Source organism: Streptomyces sp. YIM 98790 (assembly GCF_011421595.1).
Lineage (GTDB): Bacteria > Actinomycetota > Actinomycetes > Streptomycetales > Streptomycetaceae > Streptomyces.
Genome location: NZ_WTLH01000175.1, coordinates 1 through 11,996, shown reverse-complemented (window position 1 = coordinate 11,996; position 11,996 = coordinate 1). Strand labels below are relative to the sequence as shown.

Annotated in this window: 9 protein-coding genes, 1 rRNA gene and 1 pseudogene; 10 read left to right on the top strand and 1 reads right to left on the bottom strand. The window is 74.9% G+C overall.

The window, feature by feature from the left end; genetic code table 11:
- From rrf to GQS09_RS22690, 10 genes and pseudogenes are all read left to right on the top strand, one after another.
- A 5S ribosomal RNA gene (gene rrf / locus GQS09_RS22735) occupies positions 1-85 on the top strand; the annotation flags it as partial.
- Between the two features lie 77 nt (positions 86-162).
- On the top strand, positions 163-1,017 hold the full coding sequence (locus tag GQS09_RS22730; protein WP_399552584.1) for an NTP transferase domain-containing protein: 855 nt from the start codon (positions 163-165) through the stop codon (positions 1,015-1,017).
- Entirely contained in the window at positions 1,014-2,420 is a 1,407-nt protein-coding gene (locus GQS09_RS22725) for a molybdopterin molybdotransferase MoeA (RefSeq protein ID WP_165989180.1), read from the top strand. The genes GQS09_RS22730 and GQS09_RS22725 overlap by 4 nt, the downstream gene beginning before the upstream one ends.
- Positions 2,417-3,520 (top strand): TrkA family potassium uptake protein, encoded by a 1,104-nt coding sequence (locus tag GQS09_RS22720; RefSeq protein WP_165989178.1) that lies wholly within the window; start codon positions 2,417-2,419, stop codon positions 3,518-3,520. Before GQS09_RS22725 ends, GQS09_RS22720 begins: the two co-directional genes overlap by 4 nt.
- 31 nt (positions 3,521-3,551) lie before the next feature.
- Positions 3,552-4,535, top strand: a complete 984-nt coding sequence (locus GQS09_RS22715; protein ID WP_165989184.1) for an NAD(P)H-quinone oxidoreductase — start codon at positions 3,552-3,554, stop codon at positions 4,533-4,535.
- A gap of 171 nt (positions 4,536-4,706) precedes the next feature.
- Complete coding sequence (locus GQS09_RS22710) at positions 4,707-5,546, top strand: hypothetical protein (protein WP_165989176.1); 840 nt, start codon at positions 4,707-4,709, stop codon at positions 5,544-5,546.
- 138 nt (positions 5,547-5,684) lie between these two features.
- Positions 5,685-6,311, top strand: a pseudogene (locus GQS09_RS22705) (PadR family transcriptional regulator); the annotation flags it as partial.
- Between the two features lie 146 nt (positions 6,312-6,457).
- On the top strand, positions 6,458-7,288 hold the full coding sequence (locus tag GQS09_RS22700; RefSeq protein ID WP_243761688.1) for an ABC transporter ATP-binding protein: 831 nt from the start codon (positions 6,458-6,460) through the stop codon (positions 7,286-7,288).
- The gene (locus GQS09_RS22695; RefSeq protein WP_165989172.1) at positions 7,285-10,128 is read left to right on the top strand and encodes an ABC transporter permease; all 2,844 of its coding nucleotides are present in this window, start codon (positions 7,285-7,287) and stop codon (positions 10,126-10,128) included. Before GQS09_RS22700 ends, GQS09_RS22695 begins: the two co-directional genes overlap by 4 nt.
- A 22-nt stretch (positions 10,129-10,150) precedes the next feature.
- Entirely contained in the window at positions 10,151-10,699 is a 549-nt protein-coding gene (locus tag GQS09_RS22690) for a bacterial proteasome activator family protein (RefSeq protein ID WP_165989170.1), read from the top strand.
- A 166-nt stretch (positions 10,700-10,865) separates the two neighbouring features.
- Here the strand turns inward: GQS09_RS22690 and GQS09_RS22685 are convergent.
- A partial coding sequence (locus GQS09_RS22685; protein ID WP_165989167.1) for a dihydrolipoamide acetyltransferase family protein occupies positions 10,866-11,996 on the bottom strand: 1,131 nt, incomplete at its 5' end.

The following is an 11,996-nucleotide window of genomic DNA, read 5'->3' as shown; positions in this document are numbered from 1 at the left end:
TTACATTCCGAACCCGGAAGCTAAGCCTTGCAGCGCCGATGGTACTGCACGGGGGACCGTGTGGGAGAGTAGGACGCCGCCGAACAAAACGTGAGATGAAGAGAGGCCCTGTCCGGGGAGACCCGGACAGGGCCTCTCTTTTTGGTTTTGCATACTGGGGGGATGCAAGACATGCCGTGGGACGCGGTGGTGCTGGCCGGCGGTGAGGGGCGCCGGCTGGGGGGGATGGACAAGCCTGCCGTGGAGGTGGGCGGCCGGAGCCTGCTGGACCGTGTCCTGGCGGCGTGCGCGGGGGCCGGGCGGACGGTGGTGGTCGGGCCGCCACGGCCGCTGAGGACGCGCAGGCCGGTGGTGTGGACCCGCGAGGAGCCCGCGGGTGGCGGCCCGGTGGCGGCCCTGGATGCCGGTCTGCGGGCGGTACGGCAGCCGCTGGTCGTGGTGCTCGCCGGAGATCTGCCGTTCCTCGACGAGGAGTTGGTGGCGGCGCTGCGCCGCGTGCCGGAGGGCGTGGACGGGATGGTGGCCCGCGATCCGGAGGGGTACGACCAGCCGCTGACGGCCTGCTACCGCACCGAGGTGCTGAAGCGGGTTCTGGGCCGGCTGGCCCCTGACCCGGCCGGGGCGGCGGGCCTACCCTTGCGTGCGGTGTCGCGGGCACTGACGCTCGGCCGGGTTGCGGTGGGCGACACTCTCGATTGCGACACCTGGGCGGACATCTCCGCCGCCAGGGCCAGGATCAGGGAGCATGAGAACGTGCTGGACGAATGGATCGCCGCCGTCAGGACCGAGCTGGACATCGACCAGGAGGTCGATGTGAAGGCGCTGCTGGATGCCGCCCGCGATGCCGCGCACAATGTGGCGCGGCCCGCGGCCCCGCTGACCACCTTCCTGATCGGTTACGCGGTTGCTCGGCGGGGGATCGGGCAGGCGGAGGCGGCGCGGGCGGTGGGGGAGCTTGCGGCGCGCTGGGAGCGCGAGCAGCAGCAGCGTGAGCCGAAGGACAGTGATACGCCGTGACGGACGAGTTCGAGGACGCGCTGGCACTGGCCAATGGCCGGGGAGCCGGTGGCGGCGTCGGAGGCAGCGGCGGCCCTGCCGCCACGGTCGTCGGCGGCGGGGGCGTGGAGGAGCTGCGCGGCCCGCACCACGGACGGGCGCACGGGCACCGGCCGGCGCGCGACGGGCAGGGCTCCGGGCCGCCGCCCTGGGTGGCGGCCCGGGAGGCCCGGCGGTCGCCGGTGCACCACCCCGACGACGAGGCGGTCAGCTGGGACGCGGCGCGCCGCGCGGCCCACCGGACGGCGCGCCCGCTGCCCGTGGTGCAGCAGCCGCTGGACCGGGCCCTGGGGCACACCCTGGCCGGCCCGCTGACCGCCCTGACCGATCTCCCGGCGTTCGACACCTCGGCCATGGACGGCTGGGCGGTGGCCGGGCCGGGTCCGTGGCATCTGACGGCCGATCCCGGGGTGCTGGCCGGCCGGGACGATCCGGCGCCGCTGTCCGACGGGCTGGCGGTGCCGATCGCCACGGGGGCGCGGATTCCGCCGGGCACCACGGCGGTGCTGCGCTCCGAACGCGGGACGGTGGCGGCCGGGCAGCTTCGCGGCCCGAACCCGACGCCCGGGGCGGACGTCCGCCCCCGCGGGCAGGAGTGCCGTTCCGGTGCGGAGCTGCTGCCGGCCGGCACGCCGGTGACGCCGGCCGTGCTGGGCCTGGCCGCGGCGGCCGGGTACGACGAGCTGCCGGTGGCGCCCAGGCCGCGGGTCGAGGTGCTGGTGCTGGGTGATGAGCTGCTGCACAAGGGGCTGCCGACGGGCGGGCGGATCAGGGACGCGATCGGCCCGATGGCCGGGCCCTGGCTGACCGCCCTGGGCGCCGATGTGCTGGTGACCCGGCGCCTGGGGGATGATGCCGAGGCGCTGTACGAGGCGGTGACGTCGAGCCGGGCGGATCTGATCGTGACCACCGGGGGCACGGCCTCCGGGCCGGTGGACCATGTGCATCCGGTGCTGACCCGGGTGGCCGCACGTCTGGTGGTGGACGGGGTGGCGGTGCGGCCGGGGCATCCGATGCTGCTGGCCGAACTGCCGTCGGGGACGCCGCTGGTGGGGCTGCCGGGCAATCCGCTGGCGGCGGTCTCGGGTCTGCTGACCCTGGCCGCCCCGCTGCTGGCCGGGCTGGCCGGCCGTGGCCCGGGGCTGGACCGGACGGCCGGGCTGCTGGAGGACATCACCGGGCATCCGCGGAACACCCGGCTGGTGCCGGTGGACTTCGCCGAGCCCGGCCGGGTGCGTCCGCTGCACTACGCCGGTCCGGCCATGCTGCGCGGCATTGCGGCGGCGTCCGCGCTGGCGGTGGTCCCGCCGGGCGGGGCGCAGACCGGCGGGGTGGTGCGGCTGCTGGAGCTGCCGCGGCTATGAGGCTTCCTCCGGCGCCGCCGGACCGGTCGGCGTTGGACGACCAGTCGCACGGGGTGCATCTTCCGCAGACGCTGTACGGTCCGCTGGTCCAGGTGGGCCGGCGGCTGAGCATGGCGCTGCTGGTGATGGCGACGGCGTTCCTCGTCGTCTATCTGGACCGGCACGACTACACGGACAACGCGGACGACGAGGTCAGCGCGCTCGACGCGCTCTACTACGTGACGGTGTCGCTGTCCACCACCGGCTACGGGGACGTCGTGCCGCTCACGGACCAGGCGCGGCTGCTGACCGTTCTGGTGATCACCCCGCTGCGGGTGCTCTTTCTGATCATTCTGGTCGGCACCACGCTGGAGGTGCTGACCGAGCGCACCCGGGAGCAGTGGCGGATCGCCCGCTGGAGGAGGACCATGCGCGACCACACGGTGATCGTCGGCTTCGGTACCAAGGGCCGCTCCGCGGCGGAGACGCTGATGGGGACCGGGCTGGCCCAGGACCAGATCGTGGTGGTGGACCCGGATCCCCGGGTGGTGGAGCAGGCGAACGCGGACGGCTATGCGGGGGTGGTGGGGGACGCCACCCGCAGCTCGGTGCTGCTGCGTGCCCGGGCGGACCGGGCGGCACAGGTGGTGATCGCCGCCCAGCGGGACGACACGGCGGTGCTGGTGGCGCTGACCGCCCGGCAGCTCAGCCGCCGGGTGCGGATCGTGGCCTCGGTGCGGGAGGAGGAGAACGTGCCGTTGCTGAAGCAGTCCGGCGCGGACTCCGTGATCACCAGTGCCTCGGCGGCGGGCCGGCTGCTGGGGCTGTCCATGGTGAGCCCCAGCTCGGGTTCGGTGATGGAGGACCTGATTCAGCAGGGCAGCGGGCTGGCCATCGCGGAGCGCCCGGTGGTCCGGGCCGAGGCGGGGCGGTCGCCGCGGGAGGCGAAAGACCTGGTGGTGGCGGTGATACGCGGGCACCGTCTGCTGAGCTACGACGATCCGGAGGCGGCCACGCTGGAGCTGCAGGACCGGGTGGTGGTGATCCGCCGGGCGCCGAAGCGGAAGAAGCCGCCGGAGCCGGAGCGCGGCCCCGGCTCGTGGCGGATTCCGCGGCGCTGAGCGGGGGGCGCTAGCCTTCTCGGCCATGGCCATGCATGCGATCACCATTGCGGAACCGGGCGGCCCGGAGGCCCTTGTGTGGCGGGAGGTGCCGGATCCGGTGCCGCCGGGGCCGGGCGAGGTGCTGGTGGAGGTGGCCGCGTCCGCGGTGAACCGGGCGGATGTGCTGCAGCGCCGGGGGTTCTACGAGCCGCCGCCGGGCGCCTCGCGCTATCCGGGTCTGGAGTGTGCCGGGACGGTGGCCGCGGTCGGTGACGGTGTGGTGGGCTGGCGGCCGGGGGACCGGGTGTGCGCGCTGCTGGCGGGCGGCGGCTATGCGGAGCGGGTGACGGTGCCCGCGGTGCAGCTGCTGCCGGTGCCGGACGGGCTGGATCTGGCCACCGCGGCGGCGCTGCCGGAGGTGTGCTGCACCGTGTGGTCGAACGTCTTCCAGGTGGCGGGGCTGCGGCCGGGTGAGCTGCTGCTGGTGCACGGTGGCGCCAGCGGGATCGGGACCATGGCGGTGCAGCTGGCCAAGGTGGCGGGGGCCCGGGTGGCGGTGACCGCGGGGAGTGCGGAGAAGCTCGACCGCTGCGCCGGGCTGGGTGCGGATGTGCTGATCAACTACCGGGAGCAGGACTTCGTGTCCCGGGTACGGGCCGCGACCGGTGGCCGGGGCGCGGACGTGGTGCTGGACATCATCGGCGCGAAGTATCTGGCGCGGAATGTGGACGTGCTGGCGCCGGGCGGCCGGCTGGTGGTGATCGGTCTGCAGGGCGGGGTGCGGGCGGAGCTGGATCTGGGGGCGCTGCTGGCCAAGCGGGGCTCGGTGGCGGCGACCTCGCTGCGGGCCCGGCCGGTGGCGGAGAAGGGCGCGATCGTGGCGGCGGTGCGGGAGCATGTGTGGCCGCTGCTGGCGGACGGGCGGGTGCGGCCGGTGATCGACCGGCGGATGCCGATGGCGGAGGCGGCGGAGGCGCACCGGGTCATGGAGAGCGGCGCGCATGTCGGCAAGATCGTGTTGACCGCCGGCTGAGCGGGCGGCGGGGCCCGCGGGCCTGCGCCGGGGGTTGGGGCGGGTGTCATCGGCCGGGCATGTGGTGCTCACCGGCCGGAGATGCCGTTGTGAGTGGCTTGTGTGACGCTGGTTGCACTGCTGTGGGGGCGGGGTTGTGGACAGACGTACGGACGGCGTGCGGAGGCATGGGTGAGCGCATGGGCGGGCGTCGCGACGTCATTGTCGGTGGTGGCGGCGGTGCTGCTGGTGGCTCCCTCGGCGGCGGGCGCGGTGTCGCCCTCGCCGGTGCCGTCGGGGTCGTCGGCGGTGGCGGTGCCGGCCGGGGCGCTGCCGGTGCCCGGGGCCGTGGAGCCGGGGCTGTCCGAGGAGCGCGGTGAGCCGGGCGGGTCCGGTGAGCCGACCGGCGGTGCCGGGCCCGGCGGGCCCGGGGAGCCCGGGGAGCCGGGTGCTCCGGAGGGTTCCCCGGCGGAGCCGGAGGACGTGCCGCAGCCCGGTGGTGTGCTGCCGGGCGGGATCGGTGAGGCCGCCGGGCGGGCGCTCGACGAGGGGCTGAAGGACGGCCCGGCGGACCGCGGGGACGGGTCGCCGGGCGTGGAGTGGCCGCTGCGGGGCGGGGACGGCTCGGCGCAGTCCTCCGGGCCCCCGGCGCATGGCCGGCCGTACCGGCCGGGGGGCGCGCTGCCGCAGCTCGGCGTGGACCGGGGCGGCCCCGGGGGCGGTGGCGGGCCGTCGGCTCGGGAGACGGTGAGCGGCGAGCCCGCCGGGGAGGAGGCCGGCCGGCCGCCGCGGACGGGCGGTGTGCCGGACCCGGACGCACTGCCGTCCGCCGGGAGCGGTTCGGCCGGTCCCCCGGCGGAGGATGCGGACGGCGAGGAGGCGGACAGCCGGGGGCGGACGGCGACGGCCGGAGTGACGGCCGCGCCGGGTACGGGCGGGCCGCTGCTGCCGGTGCTGCCGTTCGGTGCCGGGCTGGCCTGTCTGGGGCTGGGGCTGGGCATGCTCGCCTATCAGCTCCGCCGCGGGCGCTAGCGCCGGCCGTACCCGGCCGGTGGTCCTGGCACGGCTCGGGGAGTGGCGGGGCACGGAACCCGGGATGTGGGTTCCGCGGGGTGTGGAGGGGGACCGGGAGACTTGCGCCCGGGGGCATACTCGGTATACATACTCGGTATGTCAATTCGCTACGGCCTGCTGGCGCTGCTGGAGAGCGGTCCCCGGTACGGCTCTCAACTGCGCGCCGAGTTCGAGTCGCGCACCGGGGCGACCTGGCCGCTGAACATCGGTCAGGTCTACACCACCCTGGGGCGGCTGGAACGCGACGGCCTGATCGTCCCCGACGGGGACCGGGACTCCAAACAGCAGCTCTACGCCATCACCGACGCCGGCCGGGAGGAGCTGCGGGACTGGTACGAGCGTCCCGTGGACCGCACCCAGCCCTCCCGGGACGAGCTGGCCATCAAGCTGGCCATGGCGGTCGGCACCCACGGTGTCGACATCGCCGGGATCATCCAGAGGCAGCGCCGCCACACCCTGAAGGCCATGCAGGACTACACCCGGCTCAAGGCCCGGGCGCTGGCGGCGGGCACCGAGACCCAGGACGAGATCGCCTGGCTGCTGGTGCTGGAGCAGCTGATCTTCCAGGCCGAGGCGGAGGCCCGCTGGCTGGATCACTGCGAGGCCCGGCTGGTGCGGATAGCGGCGGGCCGGGCCGCACACCCGGGGACCCCGCCGGCCACCGGCCGGCGCGCCGACAGCGGCTCCGGCGCGGGACCGGGCGAGGACCCGGGCCACAGCGGCGGTCCGGCGGCGGACCGGGCGGCGGACCCGGCAGGGGGCCGGGGACGGGAACACGACAACCGAACGGACACCGATCGGGGCCCGGAGACGGAGGGCGAGGGCCGGGCGGCCGTCGCTCCCGGACCGGCCCGAGGGGGGAACAACCGATGAACACCGGCAATCCGATGAACGCCGAGCATCCGAGGAACACCGGGGTACCCACGGACAGCGGGCCGACGGGCGGCGGGGAGAGCACGGACGGCCAGGGCCGGGCCGGCACCCCGGTGCTCGAACTGCGCGACCTCTCCCGGGTGCACGGCAGCGGCGTGGCCGCCGTCCACGCGCTGCGCGGGGTCAACCTCTCCGTCTGCGCCGGCGAGCTGGTCGCCGTCATGGGGCCGTCCGGCTCCGGCAAGTCCACGCTGCTCACCCTGGCCGGCGGGCTGGACACCGCCACCGGCGGCCAGGTGCTGGTCGAGGGCCAGGACCTGGGGGCGCTCAGCCGCGCCCGGCTGGCCAAGGTGCGCCGCTCCAGCGTCGGCTACGTCTTCCAGGACTACAACCTGATCCCGGCGCTGACCGCCGCCGAGAACATCTCCCTCCCCCGGGAGCTGGACGGTGTCTCCTCCCGGCAGGCCCGCAAGGAGGCCCTGGCCGCGCTGGAGGAGATCGGCCTGGTGGAGGTCGCCGACCGCTTCCCGGACGAGATGTCCGGCGGCCAGCAGCAGCGGGTGGCCATCGCCCGCGCCATGATCGGCGACCGCCGGCTGGTGCTGGCCGACGAGCCGACCGGCGCGCTGGACTCCGAGACCGGGGAGGCCGTGCTCGCCCTGCTGCGCCGCCGCTGCGACGAAGGAGCGGCCGGGGTGATGGTCACCCACGAGCCGCGGTTCGCCGCCTGGGCGGACCGGGTGGTCTTCCTCAAGGACGGCGCGGTGATCGACGAGTCCGCCTCGCCGCGCGCCGAGTCCCTGCTCACCGGCGAGGGCGTGCGGTGAAACGCTGGCACACCTGGCGGGCCGCGCTGCGCATCGCCCGCCGCGACGCGATGCGCGCCAAGGGCCGCAGCCTGCTGGTCGTCGCCATGATCGCGCTGCCCATCATCGGGGTCAGCGGCGCCGATCTGATGGTGCGCAGCGGCCAGCTCGACACCGGGGAACGGCTCACCCGGGAGATGGGCGCGGCCGATGCCGAGTACCGGGACGAGAGCGGCGGAACACCGGTCTACCAGGACCCCGAGGGCGAGCAGGTGCACTGGCCGGACCTGGCCGACGGGACATCCACGGCAGCCGAGGCGGTGCCCCTGGAGGAGGTGCTGCCGGACGGCGCGCGGGTGGTCACCGAGCGCACCGTGTGGGGGCTGGATGTGCGCACCGAAGCCGGGATCGCCTACGCCGCCCTCCGGGAGCTGGCGGTGACCGACCCGGTTGCCGAGGGCATGCTGACCCTGCGCGACGGCTCCTGGCCCGATGCCGAGGGGGAGGTGGCGGTCACCGAGGCGTTCCTGGCGGAGAGCGGGTACCGGGTCGGCTCCGAAGTCACCGTGCTGGACCTGGAGGTCACCCTCGTCATCACCGGCGCCTATGAGATCCCCGGTGCGCTGGACGATCTCGAGCTGCTGACCGTTCCGGCGGCCGGGCTGCTGGAGTCGGACCTGCGCTCCCTCGGCTGGGACCAGGGGACCCGGTATCTGGTCTCCCGCCCCGGCGGGGTGAGCTGGGACGAGGTGATGGCCGCCAATGAGAACGGCTGGGTGGTGGTCTCCCGGCAGGTGGTGACCGATCCGCCGCCCCGGGCCGAGGTGCCGCTGTACGCGCAGGAACTGGACTACCGCGACGGGGGTGTCGACGGCGAGGTCGCCGTGGTGCTGGTCACCGTGGTGGCCCTGGTGATCACCGAGATCTGCCTGCTGGCCGGGCCGGCCTTCGCGGTCGGCGCCCGCCGTTCCCGCCGGATGCTCGGCCTGGTCGGCGCGAACGGCGGCGACCGCGGCCAGATCCGGGCGATCATGCTGGCCAGCGGTGTGGTCCTGGGCCTGGCGGCGGCGGTGGCCGGGATCGCGATCGCCACGGTGGGCACGCTGCTGCTGCGGCCCTGGCTGGAGGAGCAGACCGGCGCCCGGTTCGGCTCCTTCGACTTCCGGCCGCTGGAAATGCTGGGGATCGCCGGCCTGGCGGTCATGACGGGTGTGATCGCGGCGCTTGTGCCGGCGGTCACCGCGGCCCGTGCCCCCGTGCTGGAGTCGCTCACCGGGCGGCGCGGGGTGCGCCGGACCGGCCGCGTGCTGCCGGTGGCCGGCGGTGCGGCGTTCGTGCTGGGCGGCGGGGTGGCCGTGATCGGCGCGCTGCAGTTCGACAGCCCGGCGGTGGTCGGCGGCGGCGCGGTGGTCGCCGAACTCGGGCTGGTCGCCATGACCCCGGTGCTGGTGGGGCTGTTCGGGCGGCTCAGCCGCCGGCTGCCGCTCTCCGGCCGGCTGGCGCTGCGGGACGCGGTGCGCAATCGTTCCCGGACGGCTCCGGCGGTGGCCGCGGTGCTGGCGGCGGTGGCCGGTTCGGTGGCGGTGGCGACCAGCGTGGCGGGGAGCGAGAAGCAGAACCGGGCCGAGTACGACGCGCGGCTGCCGCACGGCATGGTGGCCGTGGAGGCCGTGGAGGCGTATCACGCGGACCTGCTCGACGGCACCCGGGCGGCGGCCGAGGACACCCTGCCGGTGGACCGGCGGGTGGATGTCCGCCGTATCCAGCCCGGCCCGGAGAACTGCGGGCTCTGGTCCGACTCCGGCTCGGGCTGCGGGTATCTCGAGGTCCTGACGCCGCCGGAGAACGAGTGCGACCACGAGAAGTTCGAGGCCGGCCTGGCCGCGGCCCGGGCGGCGGGCGAGCTGCCCGGGGAGGGTCTCGACTGGCGCTGTGAGGAGTACAGCGGCTCCCATATGGCCGGGCTGCAGGCGTCCGTCGTGGTCGCCGGTCCCGAGCTGCTGGAGATGCTGGGCGTGACGGACGAGCGGGCGGTGTCGGCGCTGGAAGCCGGCCGGGCGGTGGTGTTCCGGCGTGCGCTGGTGGACGGCGAAGGGCAGCTGCGGCTGGGCCTGTTCGAAGAGGACCCGTACCTGGAGGCGGACGGGTGGTCCGAGGACACCCTGCCGGAGCCGGACCGGCTGGTGACCTTCCCGGCCCAGGTCGCCGAGCGGATCACCGGTGACGACGGGGTCCCGGTGAGCATCGGGATGGCCGCGGTCATCCCGCCGTCGGCCGCCGAGGCCAGTAACCTCCGGCTGGCGGACTACGCCAGCCTCTACACCACCACGCGTCTGCCCGACTCCGCCGAGCGGCAGCGGTTCAACGCGGCGCTGAAGGAGGCCGACGGCGGTGCCTCGGCCTATATCGAACGCGGCTACACGGGAGACCAGGGGCTGGTGCTGCTGGTGCTGACGCTGGTGGCCGGGGCCATCACGGTGGGCGCGGCCGGTATCGCGACCGGACTGGCGCAGGCCGACTCGGAAGCCGATCTGGCCACCCTTGCCGCGGTGGGTGCTCCGCCGCGGGTGCGGCGCACCCTGTCCGGCCTGCAGTGCGCGGTGATCGCGGCGATGGGCGTGGTGCTGGGCACGTTGTCCGGCCTCGTGCCCGGCATCGGTCTGCGCATGGCGGCCTACCGGGAGGACCAGAGGTGGTACGAATCGCTCTACGACCCCTTCGGCACCGAGGCGCCGCAGCTCTTCGTGGCCGTGCCCTGGGGGACGATCGTGCAGTTGCTGATCGTGGTCCCGCTGGTGGCCGGGGTGCTGGCGGCGCTGCTGACCCGCTCGCGCATCGGCCTCACCCGCCGCGCGGGCTGAGGGGAGAGGCATGATGGGGGTTATGACTCAGCCGAGGAACGAACCGACGCAGGAGAACGCGCAGCACGTGCTGGTGGTCGGTCCGGACGGCATGGCCCGCAGCGGGCCGGCCGGCCGGGGCGAGGGCGAGGAGCCGGCCGAGCTTCCGGTGACCGAAATGGTCGAGCAGCCCGCGAAGGTCATGCGCATCGGCAGCATGATCAAGCAGCTGCTGGAGGAGGTGAAGGCCGCACCGCTGGACGAGGCCAGCCGCGCCCGGCTCAAGATGATCCACTCCAGGTCGGTGAAGGAACTGGAGGAAGGGCTGGCCCCGGAGCTGGTGGAGGAGCTGGAGCGGCTGTCGCTGCCGTTCACGGACGACTCGATGCCCACCGACGCCGAGCTGCGGATCGCCCAGGCGCAGCTGGTGGGGTGGCTGGAGGGCCTCTTCCACGGCATCCAGACGGCGCTGTTCGCGCAGCAGATGGCGGCGCGGGCGCAGCTTGAGCAGATGCGGCGGGCGCTGCCCCCCGGCGGCGGTGAGGAAGGTCCGGGTCAGGGGGACCGCCGCGCCGGCGGCCCGTATCTGTGACCTGTGCCGGTGTCGGGTGCCGGCGGCCGCACCGGATGGCCGCCGGCGGGTACGGCTGATCGGCTGATACGGCGGGTACGGCAGGCAGGCGGATACGGCAGGCAGACGGGACGGGCCCGGCGCCGGATGGCGCCGGGCCCGTCCGCGGTTGCCGGGCGGGGGCCGCTCAGGCCCAGGTGATCAGCCGCCGTCTGGGGTGTTCCAGCACGGCCGCGATGTCGGCCAGCACCTTGGAGCCCAGCTCGCCGTCGACCAGCCGGTGGTCGAAGGAGAGCGCCAGGGTGGTGACGTGGCGCGGCTTGACCTTGCCCTTGTGCACCCAGGGCTGGAGCCGGACGGCGCCGAAGGCCAGGATCGCGGACTCGCCGGGGTTGAGGATCGGGGTCCCGGTGTCCACCCCGAAGACCCCGACGTTGGTGAGGGTCACCGTGCCGCCCTGCATGGCGGCGGGCGCGGTGCGGCCCTCCCGGGCGGTGGTCACCAGCTCGCCCAGTGCCCGGGACAGCTCGGGCAGGGTCATGGCGTCCGCGTCCTTGATGTTGGGCACGATCAGCCCGCGCGGGGTGGCCGCCGCGATGCCGAGGTTGACGTAGTTCTTGTAGACGATCTCCTGGTTCTCCTCGTCCCAGGAGGCGTTCACCTCGGGGTTGCGGCGGATGGCCACCAGCAGGGCCTTGGCCACCAGCAGCAGCGGATTGACCCGCAGGCCGGCCATGGCCGGGTCCTGCTTGAGCTCCTCCACCAGCTTCATGGTGCGGGTGACGTCGACGGTGATGAACTCGGTGACGTGCGGCGCGGTGAAGGCGCTGGTCACCATCGCCTGGGCGGTGGCCTTGCGGACCCCCTTGATCGGCACCCGGCGTTCCCGGATGGCGGCCAGGGTCTGCGGTTCCACGCCCGGGGCCTCGCCCGGAGCGGCGGCGGGCTGCCCGGGCGCGAAGGGGCCGGGTGCGGCGGAGGCCGGTACGGCGGCGGGCTCACCGGTCCGCGGGGCGGCGGTGTGCGCGGCGTGCACCGCGTAGACGTCCTCCCGGGTGATGATGCCGTCCGGCCCGCTGGGGATCACCGTGCCCAGGTCCACGCCCAGGTCCTTGGCGAGCTTGCGGACCGGCGGCTTGGCCAGCGGGCGGGGTGCGGCGGTGGTGCCGGGCGCGGTTCCGGGCGGCGGGGGTGCGCCGTTCATTTCCCGCTGCACGGCGGCGGTCGCCGGTGGTGCCGGTGCGGCCGGTGGCGCGGCCGGGGGTGCCCCCGGTGCGGTCTTGCGGGGGCGGCGCCGGGTGGCGGCGGCCGACACGCC

Bases quoted from the DNA above. Each gene is read 5' to 3' on its own strand.
- GQS09_RS22730 (WP_399552584.1), top strand. From the start codon at position 163: ATGCAAGACATGCCGTGGGACGCGGTGGTGCTGGCCGGCGGTGAGGGG.
- GQS09_RS22720 (WP_165989178.1), top strand. From the start codon at position 2,417: ATGAGGCTTCCTCCGGCGCCGCCGGACCGGTCGGCGTTGGACGACCAG.
- GQS09_RS22715 (WP_165989184.1), top strand. From the start codon at position 3,552: ATGCATGCGATCACCATTGCGGAACCGGGCGGCCCGGAGGCCCTTGTG.
- GQS09_RS22700 (WP_243761688.1), top strand. From the start codon at position 6,458: ATGAACACCGGCAATCCGATGAACGCCGAGCATCCGAGGAACACCGGG.
- GQS09_RS22690 (WP_165989170.1), top strand. From the start codon at position 10,151: ATGACTCAGCCGAGGAACGAACCGACGCAGGAGAACGCGCAGCACGTG.